Here is a 13455-nt window from a genome sequence, read left to right as displayed (position 1 = left end):
TTTTAGTATTTTGGTCATTTTTAGATGGAAAGAAGTGGCGGTCTGTGATTACTAATAAACGTCAATCCATTAAAGAGGCGGCGAAACACGCATTTTCTCTATTTGGATACAAAGGGTCTACGGTCGCACATGTTGCGAAAGTCGCGCACGTCGGCAAAGGGACGATTTACACGGAATTCAAAAACAAAGAAGAGCTGTTTGAAGCCGTCATGGACGACTTACTTGCTGACTTTAAAGACCTGTTTGACAGTGTATTACAGCACGATGGTCCGACTCTTCATACGTTACACAAAGCGCTCTACGGCGTGATGCAATATCGCAAAGAACATAAATTGTTGGCGCAACTGACAGAGGAAGTAAACATATACGGAACACACGAAGCGGTTCAAGCCATTGCTCGTGTCGAACAATTTATTTTATCGACGCTAGAACAAGCGGTCGAACGAGGCGCAGAAAAGGGGCGGCTTCGCATCGCTGACGCGAAGATTACGGCGTTCACGATTTATAAATTGTATATGGCGTTTATCGTCGATTGGGAGCAAAAAGAAACACCCCTTACTGAACAAGAATTGTATGATGTATTTCGGAACCATATTTTTGATGGCATCGCGATCCAATAAGCGTAGCGATGTTTCTTTTTTACAATAAAATGACCATATTAATAATTCGGTCATTTGGTTTTAGGAGGAAATACATTGCGAGGATATATAGATGAATGGCGAGCCATTCTTTCGGATAAAAAGATGAGCATCGGAATTCTTGGCATTATGGTCATTCCCGTCTTATACGGGGCGCTGTTATTGTGGGCGTTTTGGGACCCATACGGGGAGATCGAAAATCTGCCTGTTGCGATTGTGAATGAGGATGCGGGGGCACAGATTGATGAGGAACATGTAAATGCAGGAGAAGAATTTGTTGATACGCTACTGGAGAATGAAGATTTCCAATGGGAAGTGACCGATTCCCGGCATGCGGAACGTGGACTCCAGGATTTTGACTATTATTTTTACGTTCACATCCCTACTGATTTCTCTAAAAATGTGACGAGCATTCGTGATGAAACGCCTGAACAAGGGGTGATCCACTACAACATTAACGAGGACATGAGTTTTGTCGGTGGGCAACTCGGTTCGGGAGCAGTCGATGAGATGGAGCAAGAGCTCCAGCGTACACTGACGGAAACGTATGTAGACGTTGCTGATGACGCGTACAGTACGCTAACAGAAGCGGTTGCTGACTTGCGAGACGGCGCAGAAGAGATTGCTGACGGTACGACGCGGGCTTTTGAAAATATGGAAACGCTCGTAAGTGGGCTGGATGACTTGGAGTCAGGATCAGAAGAGTTGGAAACAGGGCTACACGAAGCGTCAGCCGGCGTTTCACAGCTTCACCAAGAGGTAAACAAGCTGATTGAGCGGTATGAGTCGAGCGAAGAAGTGGACCAGATTGGCAATCGACTGGATGAGTTGGAGCGAGAGACCGCACAAGCGATCGGTTATTTGGAAAGCGAGTCGTTCAACGATGTGGTGCGCGCGGTCGCTAATCTTGAAACGACGTGGCAACAAACGAGAAGCACACTTAGTGACGCTCAACAGACGTGGAATGAATGGGAAGAACAGCTAGAAAGCAGTCAAAGTTCCATTGAAACTGCGGCAGAGGTGCTTCAACAAGTGGAGGATGTGAACGAGAGTGTACAGCTTGTTGGTGATACGGTCGATGAGCAGCTTCAATCGATCGAGGATCGACTTGACGCGTGCGAAGAGCAGGCGGTATGTGAGGAATTGGAAGATGTTCACGCTTCCTTGCAATCGTTATCCAATGAATTGGAGGAACGCACGGACCGTGTCGATACACTTACAACAGATGTTGAACAAATGTATGCCGATGCCTCATCAACGCTCTCTGAAGGCAGAGCTGAAATTGAACAATGGATCGCTGACGTGAATGCGAGTTTCGATGCTTTGGCGTCTTCATTGCCAGACGGGTTAGGCACAGGCGGTTTTGATGAATTTGAAACGGTAGAAGATTTAACGACCACTCTTTACAATTTGCAATCCGCTCTCCAACAAACCGATGACCTTGTCCGTACGATTGAAGACACATTTTCTGAAGCAGCGTACGCAATTTCAGACCTAAATGACGGTATGGAGCAGCTTGATGACGGGGCGTCCGAACTCCACACAGGTGTGCAGGGTGCGTACACCGGTAGTGACGAGATTCGCGAAGGCATTCTTGATTTAGATGACGGTGCACTGGAATTATATGAAAATCTCATGACGCTTAGTGACACACTGCTCGACAACCAGCTGAATGAAGAGCAGCAATCCTTGTTTCACTCACCTGTACAGTCAGCATCTGAAGAGCCTTTAAATGAATACACGTACGGGGAAGGGCTAGCCCCGTATTTCTTATCGCTTGCGTTATACGTTGGCGGTTTGACACTATCGATTATTTATCCTTTTCGCACCGCACTAGCGGACCACCAAACGAGTTGGCGTTGGTTTTCAGGAAAGCTCGGTGTCGTTTGGACCGTAGCTACCGTTCAATCGGCCGCGTTGCTTGCCGCCGTATTCTTAATGCTCGATCTAACGATCTCAAATCCGGTGTGGTTCAGCCTATCTCTCTGGTTTTCTAGCCTCAGTTTTATGGCCATCATCTTCCTGCTCGTTGCCGCACTCGACAATCCCGGGCGATTTATCGGCATCATTCTATTAATTATTCAACTCGGTGGTAGCGGTGGTTCATTCCCTGTTGAATTGGTTCCTGCTCCGTTCCAATGGGTGCACCATCTTCTTCCGATGACGTACTCGGTCTTTGGCATGAGAGCAACCGTTCATATGGACCGACCGGAACTTCTTGTAGACACTTGGCCGCTTCTCCTTATGCTTGTCATTTCTGTAGGCCTTGCGTTTCTTTACTTCTTCTTGGCTCACAAGAAGAAACAAAAACAAGAAGATGATGAGTAAAGGTAGGATCCTTATCGGTTCGGCGCGGCTCGCGCCGACAGGATGCTAGGGTTTTGGATTGGGATTGGGATTGGGATTGGGATTGGAAATGCAAAGGAAGGTTCTCTGAATCCGTTGCCACAGGGGATGGCGGCACATACGGGCAAGACGAAAGACCGTTCTGCGCGCAAGTTACCGGTAAGCATCACGTAAATCCTACGCCAAGTGCAAACTTGCGCGCAGAAAACAGAAACTTGCGCGCAGATTGGAGGGATGATTAGACACTGGGAGGTGCACGCTTCCGACACGGGTGTGCACCTATTCAACACCCATGCACGTCACACCAGTCAGGTCTGACAAGTCCGTAATATTCGTGTTATTAAGTTGCAACGGCCTTTGCTTTTTAACTTTCCACTTTAACGATCATGTTTACGAGTGACGCGCCCATACCGCGAATGCGAAGCGGTGCTGCAAATGCAGACCTAAGTTTCTGGCTGATGAGGGTTCGGGATTTATATCTTCATAAATGAGTAAGGAACGTTCGCTGAAATCCGGCTTTGTAAGCAGCGCGTTGTGCACGGCGAAGTGATTTTCTGGTGCATCGTTCACGTTCTCGATGCTAATCGTATCAATTGCAACGGCTTTGCACACAGGTAGTGACGTCCGGATAAAGTGTGCAGCCTCGACAGATAGCGCAGGGAATCCATTCGCGTACTTTACGAAATCCTCATTGCGGTATTTCCAATATCCTGTATTAAAGATCAACAGGTCTGACCTCTCCAACTGCTCCCCTGCTGCTTTTAACATATCCACAGTAATGTATTCATTTCCCCAAATTCAACATCAAACAGCAGTGGAGACTCATAAATGAAGTCTTCAATCGGCACTTGATCATTACCACGGTCGTTAGAATCATAGTGAAAAGGTGCGTCCACATGAGTTCCCGCATGCAAATACATTTTCAGTACACTTCTATACCATGGATCTCCATTCGCAATCCGTACTCTTTTGTCCACCTCTGTTTGTGGCAAACCCGGATATACCGGCATTCCATCAAAATCGAGTACGCTAATTTAACGTATTTAACTATTTATTCTCATTCCTAACTCTAAAATTCTATCCATTTATGCTGCGTCTAGTGTATACATTTATCAACATTTGTATATGATTGAGATTTTTAAAAGGTTTCATTTCCCGGGAAATGATGCGACAGCATTTTTTGACAACTTGCAACATGACATTTCGTTTCACATCCTCTAAAATGGGGAAGCTATACCATACAGAGATGCTTCCAAGGAGTGACACAGATGGATATTGTAACAATACTTGTCATAGCGATTATGGTTATTTTTATCTTTCCGATTTTCATGCGTGGCGTCGGTTGCCTTATTCGAGCATTGCCGGCGGCGTCTTGATTGCTGGTGCAATCATTTTGCTCATGATGTTATTGTGAACTCGTGATCAGTATAGGCAAGCGAACTTACACCCACCATGCATTTATATGATGGGTTTTAGGTTCGCTTGCGACTGTTCGACTACAGAAACGATATGTTATAATAAATTCAAATTGTTCTAACTTTTCTACCTTTACGAGGAGGGACTCGTGAATGAAGGTGCGATGGGTTGTTATTGGGATACTTGTGCTCATTATCGGCATCACGGTTTTCCTTTTGTTTCCAAGAACAACAACGTTTGGTGAGGAATTGCATGAAACGATTACGGCTGAGCAATTTACATCGGTTAGCATGTACGAATTGCATGACACAGACCCCATTACCGTTCAGATTGAAGGTAGTGAGAATGTTACCCGTTTTCTTCAACCATCCAGTTCTATGGAAATGGTTCAAGGGAGCGCCCCTCCAATAAATGTTTCTTACAGCTTAACGATCGTAAGCTATGATACCGGTCACACATATTCATTACTCGTGTCGGAAACAGGAATCAGTATAGAGAACAAGAACTATGAAATTGTGAGTGAGAATACGCTTTTTCAATCCATTCATGATGAGCTCGACGAAGCTGAGTAATCTTCTATGTCGGGAACACAGCAAGGAGTTACTAATTATTTAAACCCCTAAGTTAAAACTCTTTTTTACAAAACATGCATATTGCTTTTCATTACGGGCTCAGTTTATTATAATTATAATGTGAGAATCGTTATTTCCATTTCAAAATTTCATACTTATTTCAAACAAAAGAGAGGGGAATTTTTACATGGATGCAAATAGCAATAATGGTAAGTGCCCGGTGACACACGGGAGCACGACCAACCCATCAACAACTGGAACCCAAAATAAGGATTGGTGGCCAAACGCACTTAATCTTAACATTCTTCAGCAGCACGATACGAAGTCGAACCCGATGGATGAAGACTTTGATTATACAGAGGAATTTCAAAAGCTTGACTATTTCGCGCTGAAAAAAGACCTCGAAAACTTAATGACGGATAGCCAAGACTGGTGGCCTGCAGATTATGGTCATTACGGTCCGTTCTTTATTCGTATGTCTTGGCACGCTGCAGGTACGTACCGTACATTTGACGGACGTGGTGGAGGAGCGACTGGTTCTCAACGTTTTGCTCCATTAAATAGCTGGCCAGATAACGGTAACTTGGATAAAGCGCGTCGTTTGCTTTGGCCAATTAAGCAAAAGTACGGGAACAAGATCTCTTGGTCTGACCTTCTCGTACTCACAGGAAATGTAGCCATTGAATCGATGGGTGGAAAAACCGTTGGATTCGCTGGCGGTCGTCCAGACATTTGGCATCCAGAAGAAGATGTGAACTGGGGACCTGAAACGGAGTGGCTCGGCAATGACCGTTACCACGGAGATCGTGAGCTCGAGAACCCGCTTGCCGCCGTACAAATGGGTCTGATCTACGTAAACCCTGAAGGTCCAGATGGTGAACCTGATCCGCTTGGAAGCGGACGAGATATTCGCGACACATTCCGCCGCATGGGAATGACAGATGAAGAGACCGTTGCGCTTACCGCAGGTGGGCATACGTTCGGGAAATCTCACGGTGCCGGAGATGCAGACAAGCATGTCGCTGATGATCCAGAGGCTGCGCCGATGGAAGCTCTTGGTTTAGGCTGGGCTAACAGTTACGAATCAGGAAATGGTCCGTACACGATCACAAGTGGCATCGAAGGTGCATGGACACCAACACCAACGAAGTGGGACATGACGTATTTTGATCTACTTTTTGGTTACGAATGGGAACTAACGAAAAGCCCTGCAGGCGCTTACCAATGGAAAGCCGTTGATCAAAAAGAAGAAGACATGGCTCCTAGTGCTGCAGACAGTTCAAAACGCGTACCTACGATGATGACGACAGCTGATATGGCGATGCGCATGGACCCAGACTTCGAGAAGATTTGTCGTCGTTTCCACAGTAACCCTGAGGAATTTGCGGATGCATTTGCGAGTGCATGGTTCAAGCTTCTTCACCGTGACATGGGACCAAGGGATCGTTATCTTGGCCCTGAAGCACCAAAAGAAGAGTTTATTTGGCAAGATCCAATTCCATCCGTTGATTACGAATTAAGCGAGCAAGAGATCGATCAGCTAAAAGCGACGCTTCTCGATTCGGGTCTCACGATTAGTGAACTCGTCACGACGGCTTGGGCATCAGCAAGCACGTTCCGCGGCTCTGATATGCGTGGTGGAGCTAACGGTGCGAGAATTCGTCTTGCTCCTCAAAAAGACTGGGAAGTCAACGAACCAGAAAAGCTCGATAAAGTACTTTCAGTACTTGAAGGCGTGCAAAGCAAGCTCGACAAGAAAGTGAGCCTTGCTGACCTGATTGTCCTCGGTGGTTCTGCTGCTGTTGAGAAAGCAGCGAAGGATGCCGGCGTTGATATTCGCGTACCGTTCACACCAGGACGCGGAGATGCCACTCAAGAGCAAACAGACGTGGAGAACTTCGAAGTATTGGAGCCATTTGCAGACGGCTTTAGAAACTACGAGAAGAAACAATATAGCGTAAGTCCTGAGGAACTTCTCATCGACAAAGCTCAACTATTAACACTTACTGCCCCAGAGATGACCGTCCTCATCGGCGGGTTACGTGTTCTTGGCGCCAACTACGATGATACCGACCACGGAGTGTTCACAGATTCTATCGGTACACTTTCAACAGATTTCTTTACAAACTTGTTGGACATGAACATTGAGTGGAAGCCCGTTGACCACAACCTATATGAAGGTCGGGACCGCAAAACAGGCGACGTTGTTCGTACAGCAACGAGGGTAGATCTCGTCTTCGGTTCAAACTCTGTGCTTCGCGCACTTTCAGAAGTGTACGCGCAAGCAGACAATAAAGAGAAATTCGTCAATGACTTCGTTCAAGCTTGGGTGAAGATCATGGACGCTGACCGCTATGATGTGAAAGTCAGAAAAGCGACAGAAAATGTTGCAGCTGTGAAGTAAATTATAAAAACCGCCGAGCATACGGTATGCTCGGCGGTTTTTTTGGAGTTGCGCACGTTTGTATTTTGACAAATGAAATCGCCACATAACACACTCTACGTGGGAATTTCACTAACAAAAGAGACAATTCCCCCTTGCTTATCCCCACGTAGAAACCGTAAGTTCCAACATTGACGTACTTATGTTGGAATTTGGGTAGGTTTTCGGATGACAGGTGTCTAAAATCCTCACATTAGAGCGGAAGCTTTACTGTGGGCGTCCGAGATTTTTAATGAGATAGTCATAGACGAGTTCATCTGATTTATGCGTCTTTTTGTAATGATAACCTAGTTGCTTATATAATTTCTCTGCTTGACCATTGTCTTCTCTTACAGACAGCGCGGTGCTGTTTGTTGTTTTTAACGCTTCTCTTTCTGCATGTTCAATTAATTTTGTACCTAACCCTTGTCCTCGTGCCTCGGCACTGACGGATAAGAGGCCGATATAATACTCTGGACTAGGTTCTTCTTTTTCGGGAGGATCGGTCTTCCCGTTTGGATAATGTTCCCTGACATATTCCATGACTGGTTTGAAAAGGGCTTCATCTTGTTCACCTGGATAATGAACAACAATGCCATCGATACGCCCGTTATTCTCATACACATCGGTACATTGATAGCTAAAGGCGTTGGCTCCGTTTTTAAAAAAGTGGTGAATTAACTGCAGTCGTTCTTCTTCATCTGCACCACCTGTCCACCGCCGAATATGTGGCTCAAACACTACATCGACAAGGCGTGCGACTTGTTCTGCATCATCTTTGGCTGCTTTTCGAATCATGATGAGTTTCCCTGCTTTCCTATGTTTAAAAATCAGTACAATCTTATCGTACCATTGATCTGTGCAATTCAAACATCACAAATGTGCCCTTTTATTTATTCCAAAATTTAGATTAATGATAAAATGAATGTATTGACTGGACACGGAGGTATGAACATCATGCGTAGCCGCTGGGTAGCTCTAACTGTCATCGTCGTGGCGCAATTGTGTGCGTTAAGTGTTTGGTTCAGCGCTTCTGCCGTCTTGCCGAGCCTTCAAGAAGAATGGGGATTATCGGTGGACCAAGGTTGGGTTGTGACCGTTTCTGTGCAGCTCGGTTTTGCATGTGGAGCGACTGTTTCAGCACTACTCGGTCTTGCTGATCGTTACAATCCGAAACGAATTTTTATGGTCGCGAGCATTGCCTCAGGTGTTTTTAATGGACTTCTCATATTCAGCTCTACGCTCGAACTTGCGCTCGTGTTGCGCTTTCTCACCGGCTTCGTGCTCGCAGGAGTCTACCCGATTGCGATTAAACTTGTCTCTTTGTGGTTCCAAAGTTTTCGAAGCATTAGCATCGGAATTCTGATCGCGGGGTTAACACTCGGTTCAGCCCTACCTTACTTGTTGCTCGGCTTTCAAACCGATTTACTCTGGCAAACGACGATTTTGATAAGTTCTGTTCTTGCGATCATTGCCGGCTTGGCACTTTTTGTATTGCTTCCAACGAAAGAGACGAAAGCTTCGTCTTCGAAGTTTTCGTTTCGTAATATCCACTATGTAGTAAGAAACCGCAAAGTTATGTATGCCAACTATGGCTACTGGTTTCATATGTGGGAGCTGTACGCAATGTGGACGTGGCTTCCGTTTTTTCTAATGGCAAGCTTCACCAATTCTGACTCGTCTTATAGTTATTTCATCGCCTTTGTTGCCATTGGTATATTTGGTGGGATGGGTAGCTTTCTTGGCGGCGTTTGGGCGGAGAGAATGGGTAAGGTACGGTTTACCATTATTGCGATGACTACGAGTAGTATATGCGCCATTCTGATCGGCTTAACATTTCAACAGCACCCACTCCTTACAGCTCTCGTCGCCATCATTTGGGGCGCCTCGATTATTGCTGATTCTGGACAATTCTCTGCCCTCGTATCTGACTATGCTAGTCCCGAATACGTCGGGACTGCTTTAACGATGCAACTAGGCGTTGGCTTTTTACTAACAGCAGTATCCATTTATCTTGTCTCTGTATTCGTTCCTGTAATTGGCTGGGGAGCGGTGTTCTTAATCATCTCGATCGGTCCTTTGCTCGGCGTTTTTGCCATGCTCCGCCTTGAAAAAATGACCCAATCCACGTAACTGCATCGCTTGACAATACTGAAAATGAGCGTAATAGTTATAATTGCAAGACATTTATGACACTATTTCGAAAATGGAGGGGTCGTTTTGAACTATCATAAGGCAAGACCGAAGCTGTATGTGATGGATAACGGAAGATTGTCCATGGATGCCAATCTATTAATTGCCGGCAGTAATCAAGCAACAAACGCTGAACCTAGCAAGCCTAACGAAATGGTGAAGTTCCCAATTTATACAGTTTTGATTGATCATCCCGAAGGAAAAATTCTATTCGATACGGCATGCAACCCTGATTCTATGGGTTCAGAAGGTCGTTGGCCTGATGCTGTTCAAGTCGGCTTTCCTTTAGATCAACCTGAAGAATGCTATTTACCTCATCGTTTAGAGCAGTTAGGTGTGCGACCGGAAGACATCTCGTTTGTCGTATGTTCGCATTTGCATATGGATCATGCCGGCTGCTTGGAATTGTTCACTCGTGCGAAGATCATCGTGCATCGAGATGAATTGAACGGAGCGCTAAACGTTTATGCTCATCGATAAAGCTCAGGAGCTTATATATGGGATGACATCGATGCCTGGATGAAAAACGGTCTCATGTGGGAGCCAATCGAACCCGACAAAGCATCAATCAAACTGGCAGAAGGTGTTGAAGTGTTGAACTTCGGTAGTGGACATGCCTGGGGAATGCTCGGCTTGCAAGTAGAGCTAGAAGAGAAAGGCACCATCATATTAGCATCTGACGCTTTATATACAAAAGACAGTGCTGGACCACCATTACGCCCGCCAGGCATTATTTATGACAGCATCGGTTGGCAAAAGACGGCAAATTACATTAAAGCGTTAGCTAAAGATCGTGATGCAGATATTTGGTACGGACATGACGCCAATCAATTTGAAGCATTCCGCAAATCAACCGATGGCTACTATGAATAAGGAGGATTCATTTATGGTCAAGTGTAAAGCCGCCGTGTTATATGAAAGCGGTTACGATATGCCATACGCCAAGTCAGAGCCGCTAAAGATTGAGACCGTCACACTGGCAAGCCCCGGGCCAAACGAACTGTTAATTCAAGTGCGCGCCGCCGGTCTTTGCCACTCCGACCTATCTGTCATTAACGGCAGTCGCAAGCGGCAAACGCCGATGGTTCTCGGTCACGAAGCTGCCGGTGTCGTCACAGAAGTTGGGGAAAACGTTACTGGTTTTGACGTTGGAGATCACGTCGTATGCGCGTTCGTCCCAAGTTGCGGACAATGCCTTCCGTGCAAAGAGGGCCGGCCAGCACTTTGTGAACCTGGCGCAGCATCCAATAACGCCGGTGAAATGTTCTCCGGTGGCACACGCATCCAAAAAGAAGACGGTACCGATGTGTATTCGCATATTGGCATTTCCGGATTCTCCGAATACAGTATCGTGTCCACCAATTCGGCAATCAAGATCGACCCCGACCTTCCTTTTGACCAAGCCGCCCTGTTCGGATGTGCCGTCATTACTGGTCTTGGCGCTGTCATCAACACAGCTGCAGTAAAGCCAGGCACAGATGTCGCCGTCGTTGGGCTAGGTGGAATCGGCATGAATGCGGTGCTCGGGTCGGTATTAGCAGGTGCAAAAAGCATCATCGCTGTTGACTTGAACGAGGAGAAGCTCGCACATGCCAAAGAGCTTGGTGCCACGGCTGTATACAACGCATCCGACGATGGTGTAGTGAAGCAAATAAAAGCTGATACCGCTGGCGGCGTCCATTATGCCTTTGAGACTGCCGGTGTTGTGCCTGCAATGAAAACGGCGTACAACATCACTCGGCGCGGCGGTACGACGATTACAAGTGGTTTGCCAGATCCTAAAGATGAATTCTCGTTTCCGCAAGTCGTTTTAACTGCCGAAGAGCGGACAATTAAAGGATCGTACTTAGGAAGCTGCGTACCTACCCGAGATATTCCAAGGTATATTTCTTTGTTTAAACAAGGCAAATTACCTGTCGACCAACTCATTGGCGAGAAGATTGCACTCGAAGATATCAATGAAGGTTTTGACCGGCTTCACGCTGGCAAATCACAGCGCATTATCGTTGAGTTCCCTGCAACGTGAGTAAAGCGACCCACAGTTGTGGGTCGCTTTACTCATCGGATGGAAATACAAGTACCGCAACGGGCCTCACTAGAGCTAAGAGCGGGTAGACTGCCTCTCCTACGCTTCCCACTCAAACTCAATGGTTTGTGCCGAACGATTGGCCATCTCCTCATCGAATAGTGTGCCGACAAGGTGCAAGCTCATGTGAATGCCCGAAGAAACACCTCCGCTCGTAACGACCGATCCTTCATCAACTTAGCGGACACCTGTTTTCACTTGCACATTTGGAAACATTTGTTTGAGCCATTTTGCTGCGACACGGTTTGTTGTCGCACTTCGTCCTTCTAACAACCCCGCCTTTGCCAAAAAGAAAGCGCCCGTACAAACAGATGCTACTTTCTTCTCTTTATGGCTGGCAATCCAATCGACGGTTTCTTCATCGGCTAACCCACGTTGAATCGCTTTTAATGGGCCTCCAGGTACGATTAGAAGATCAAAATCCGGGCACGTATTGAAAGAAAAGTCAGGCGTGACGTTTAATCCATTGTGCACTTCAATGGCTGCCCCATCTTTTGATACCGTGCGCACTCGGAAAGGCTTACGTTTTAAGCGATTCGTGAAAAGCTTCTCCACATCGGCTTCAGCATAGGTCGATAAATTAAACACTTCATAAGGGCCCGCAAAATCTAAAGCATCCACATCATCAAACAGCAAAATAACGACGTTGATCTCTTTCATGTTCATCACCTCTTTAAATCAATATACCCCATATAGGTATATTGAGCAACAAGAACGAAACTTTAAAATTGCCCGATCATACTTAAGATGAGCGCAACAAAACTTGGTAAGCTAAAGAGAAATACGCGTGTAGACCAATTTGTTTTTAGGTTTCGCTCACTTGTTGTTTCACGGGTAAAACTCTCCCCCGGCGCCGCTTTTACTTGGAAAGCACCCGAGATAATACCGCCTAAAATGATGCCACCGATACCCATTACACCGAGTGGTACGATGAGCCATTCGATTTGTTGAAAATAAATATAGGACAGATAAATGACGGCCGATAGGAACAACCCTAATCCAAACGAAATCATTGTAGACCTCCCGTTTCGAACTATAATACTCTCATGATCGTATAAGTGAGGCATGCACCCATAATGATGATGAGTACGATATTTCCTTTGATTACCCGTTCAGGGATCCCCTCCTTGACGCTTCATCTTGATCATCTGGAAAACGGCAATCCTGCAATAGGTAATTGAAATGAGCAAAACAACATAGGCGACAAGCTGCGCGTAAGGGGTAAACAACTCGATGATTATCCCTAATAAAACTAGCGTGATAATGACTATATAAGCTGAACGAAAGAATTTCTTCAAGAACTAATGGTACGCTTAGAAAAGTGGAAACTGTGCTCGAGCTGCGGACGAACTGTTCTGGAGTTGGGGGAATCGTAGGATAAACGATCTATTCTCATAAACTAGGGAATAGAATGAGCAAACTCGGTAACTGATTACAAGATACCTGTACATCCTCGCCCTGAAGTACCCACAAGCTGTAGGCGGGAGCCGCGACGAACCGAGTACGGTTTCGTTTCGGCCCGGCGGGGCCGACGTGTCGTTGGCACTACAGCTTGGAATCTGCGCGCAAGTTGGAACAAACTGCGCGCAAGTTTGGTGATATCGGCGCTAACATCGGTGAAAAGCGCAAACTTGCGCGCAGATGGGGGAAACTAGCGCGCAGAATGGCATCCAGCACCGCGCTACCCCTCCAACCCAACAGTGCAAGTCAAGAAAATGTTACGTTCATTCTATATAGAAACGCATAATAGAAAAACGGGTGATGATGAAATTCTCTCTTGAT

The 13455-nt window shown here is 46.1% G+C and carries 12 protein-coding genes and 1 pseudogene; 8 read left to right on the top strand and 5 right to left on the bottom strand.

Annotation, left to right across the window (positions count from 1 at the left end; genetic code table 11):
* The first annotated feature begins 44 nt into the window (after nucleotides 1-44).
* The 3 genes from JCM19039_RS00295 (at nucleotide 45) to JCM19039_RS00285 (ending at nucleotide 3226) form a co-directional block, all read left to right on the top strand.
* Nucleotides 45-620 (top strand): TetR/AcrR family transcriptional regulator, encoded by a 576-nt coding sequence (locus tag JCM19039_RS00295; protein ID WP_042422722.1) that lies wholly within the window; start codon nucleotides 45-47, stop codon nucleotides 618-620.
* Between the two features lie 75 nt (nucleotides 621-695).
* Nucleotides 696-2966, top strand: coding sequence for a YhgE/Pip domain-containing protein (locus tag JCM19039_RS00290; RefSeq protein ID WP_042422720.1), 2271 nt, complete (start codon nucleotides 696-698; stop codon nucleotides 2964-2966).
* A 53-nt stretch (nucleotides 2967-3019) separates the two neighbouring features.
* Nucleotides 3020-3226: a hypothetical protein gene (locus JCM19039_RS00285; protein WP_042422717.1), complete on the top strand. Its 207-nt coding sequence runs from the start codon at nucleotides 3020-3022 to the stop codon at nucleotides 3224-3226.
* A gap of 148 nt (nucleotides 3227-3374) precedes the next feature.
* Here JCM19039_RS00285 and JCM19039_RS26140 read toward each other — a convergent pair whose 3' ends face one another.
* Nucleotides 3375-3728 carry a cyclase family protein gene (locus tag JCM19039_RS26140; RefSeq protein WP_255343597.1) on the bottom strand — a complete coding sequence of 118 codons (354 nt, stop codon included), beginning with the start codon at nucleotides 3726-3728 and terminating at the stop codon, nucleotides 3375-3377.
* A 17-nt stretch (nucleotides 3729-3745) separates the two neighbouring features.
* Nucleotides 3746-3994, bottom strand: a complete 249-nt coding sequence (locus tag JCM19039_RS26135) for a cyclase family protein (RefSeq protein ID WP_255343596.1) — start codon at nucleotides 3992-3994, stop codon at nucleotides 3746-3748.
* Between the two features lie 558 nt (nucleotides 3995-4552).
* Between JCM19039_RS26135 and JCM19039_RS00275 the strand changes: the two genes are divergently transcribed.
* Together JCM19039_RS00275 and katG are read left to right on the top strand one after the other, a co-directional pair.
* Entirely contained in the window at nucleotides 4553-4972 is a 420-nt protein-coding gene (locus JCM19039_RS00275; protein ID WP_042422714.1) for a hypothetical protein, read from the top strand.
* Between the two features lie 187 nt (nucleotides 4973-5159).
* Nucleotides 5160-7376 carry a catalase/peroxidase HPI gene (gene katG / locus JCM19039_RS00270; protein ID WP_042422711.1) on the top strand — a complete coding sequence of 739 codons (2217 nt, stop codon included), beginning with the start codon at nucleotides 5160-5162 and terminating at the stop codon, nucleotides 7374-7376.
* A gap of 246 nt (nucleotides 7377-7622) precedes the next feature.
* On the opposite strand, the gene JCM19039_RS00265 is transcribed toward katG, so the two are convergent.
* Nucleotides 7623-8192, bottom strand: coding sequence for a GNAT family N-acetyltransferase (locus JCM19039_RS00265; RefSeq protein ID WP_042422708.1), 570 nt, complete (start codon nucleotides 8190-8192; stop codon nucleotides 7623-7625).
* Nucleotides 8193-8351: 159 nt separating this feature from the next.
* Here JCM19039_RS00265 and JCM19039_RS00260 point away from each other — a divergent pair, with 159 nt between their 5' ends.
* From JCM19039_RS00260 to JCM19039_RS00250, 3 genes and pseudogenes are all read left to right on the top strand, one after another.
* Nucleotides 8352-9527: an MFS transporter gene (locus JCM19039_RS00260; protein WP_193744099.1), complete on the top strand. Its 1176-nt coding sequence runs from the start codon at nucleotides 8352-8354 to the stop codon at nucleotides 9525-9527.
* Nucleotides 9528-9650: 123 nt separating this feature from the next.
* Nucleotides 9651-10460, top strand: a pseudogene (locus tag JCM19039_RS00255) (N-acyl homoserine lactonase family protein).
* A gap of 13 nt (nucleotides 10461-10473) precedes the next feature.
* The gene (locus JCM19039_RS00250; RefSeq protein ID WP_042422704.1) at nucleotides 10474-11613 is read left to right on the top strand and encodes a zinc-dependent alcohol dehydrogenase family protein; all 1140 of its coding nucleotides are present in this window, start codon (nucleotides 10474-10476) and stop codon (nucleotides 11611-11613) included.
* Nucleotides 11614-11850: 237 nt separating this feature from the next.
* Here the strand turns inward: JCM19039_RS00250 and JCM19039_RS00245 are convergent, their stop codons facing one another.
* On the bottom strand, nucleotides 11851-12333 hold the full coding sequence (locus JCM19039_RS00245) for a DJ-1/PfpI family protein (protein ID WP_052398370.1): 483 nt from the start codon (nucleotides 12331-12333) through the stop codon (nucleotides 11851-11853).
* Between the two features lie 62 nt (nucleotides 12334-12395).
* Nucleotides 12396-12686 carry a DUF5316 family protein gene (locus JCM19039_RS00240; protein WP_042422701.1) on the bottom strand — a complete coding sequence of 97 codons (291 nt, stop codon included), beginning with the start codon at nucleotides 12684-12686 and terminating at the stop codon, nucleotides 12396-12398.
* Nucleotides 12687-13455 lie beyond the last annotated feature (769 nt).

It is taken from the genome of Geomicrobium sp. JCM 19039 (genome assembly GCF_000698145.1).
GTDB lineage: Bacteria > Bacillota > Bacilli > Bacillales > Marinococcaceae > Geomicrobium_A.
This window is presented reverse-complemented; position numbering and strand designations above follow the sequence as displayed.